Source organism: Terrabacter terrigena, from assembly GCF_042676085.1.
Lineage (GTDB): Bacteria > Actinomycetota > Actinomycetes > Actinomycetales > Dermatophilaceae > Terrabacter > Terrabacter terrigena.
The window spans coordinates 1-1,392 of sequence record NZ_JBHTKH010000032.1 but is presented as its reverse complement, the minus strand read 5'-3'; the positions used below and the strand labels follow the sequence as shown (position 1 = coordinate 1,392).

At 68.2% G+C, this 1,392-nt stretch carries 1 protein-coding gene; it reads left to right on the top strand.

Going from position 1 to position 1,392, the window contains the following annotated elements; translation table 11 throughout:
• Nucleotides 1-120: 120 nt before the first annotated feature.
• Nucleotides 121-1,347, top strand: a complete 1,227-nt coding sequence (locus tag ACFQ2V_RS21215; RefSeq protein ID WP_386055007.1) for an IS256 family transposase — start codon at nt 121-123, stop codon at nt 1,345-1,347.
• The last annotated feature ends 45 nt before the right edge of the window (nt 1,348-1,392 follow it).

Below are 1,392 nucleotides of genomic sequence, written 5' to 3'. Positions count from 1 at the left end.
GTGAGAGTCCCTGGGAGTGGTGGGGTTTCGAGGTAGCGGAGTGGCTCCGGACGTGAGGGAGCCATCGGCGTGATTCTCGGTGTGTACCGCCAAGTACTCACCGAAGAGAGGTTCCCGCCGATGGCCCTGTCCCAGTCTGCCCTGTCCGAGTTGTTGGACGCGTTCCGTGCCGGTGACGGCGTGGACCTGATCCGTGAGTCGGTGCGGGTCGTGTTGCAGGAGTTGATCGAGGCCGAGGCGTCCGAGGTGATCGGCGCCGGCCGGTACGAACGCACCGACACCCGGATCACCGACCGCAACGGATCCCGGCCGCGGTTGTTGACGACCAAGGCGGGCGATGTGGCCCTGTCGATCCCGAAGCTGCGCACCGGCTCGTTCTTCCCGTCCGTGCTCGAGCCTCGCCGCCGGATCGACCAAGCGCTGTACGCGGTGGTGATGGAGGCGTACGTGCACGGGGTGTCGACCCGCGCGGTCGATGACCTGGTGGTCGCGATGGGCGGGTCCGGGATCTCCAAGAGTGAGGTGTCCCGGATCTGTCAGGGACTGGACGAGACGGTCGGGGCGTTCCGGACCCGCCGGCTGGACCACACCGAGTTCCCGTACGTGTTCCTCGACGCCACCTATCTGCACGTGCGGACCGAGGCCGCGCAGGTCACCTCCAAGGCTGTCGTGGTGGCCACCGGCGTCACCGCGGACGGACGCCGCGAGATCCTGGGCCTGGACGTGGGCGACAGCGAGGACGAGGTGTTCTGGCGAGCGTTCCTGACCGGGCTCAAGAAGCGTGGCCTGGCCGGGGTTCGCCTCGCGGTCAGCGACCAACACGCCGGGCTCGTCGCGGCGCTGCGCCGATCCTTCCAGGGCGCCAGCCACCAACGCTGCCGGGTGCACTTCGTCCGGAACCTGCTCGCCCACGTGCCCCGGGCGCAGGTCGACATGGTCGCCGCCGTGTTCCGCACGATCTTTGCCCAGCCCGACCCCGAGTCCATGGCCACCACCTGGGACCAGGTCCGCGACCAGCTCGCCGCCCGCTTCCCCAAGGTCGGGCCGCTGATGGACGACGCGAAGGCCGAGGTCCTCGCGTTCAACGCGTTCCCCAGGGCGCACTGGCGCAAGATCTGGTCGACCAACCCCCTCGAGCGGCTCAACAAGGAGATCAAACGCCGCGCCCGGGTCGTGGGGATCTTCCCCAACGAAGCCTCGGTGATCCGGCTCGTCGGAGCAGTCCTCGCGGACACCCACGACGAATGGCAGACCGACGAACGCCGCTACCTTTCCGAAGCATCCATGGCGATCCTCTACCCCGACCGCGATACTGAACCCATCGCCGCGATCGACAGCGGCGAATAGGCACCGAGGATCACCTCAAAGCCCACCACGCCCCGGGACGCTGTC

Excerpts from the sequence above, each read along its gene's own strand:
- ACFQ2V_RS21215 (WP_386055007.1), top strand. The coding sequence starts at position 121 with ATGGCCCTGTCCCAGTCTGCCCTGTCCGAGTTGTTGGACGCGTTCCGT.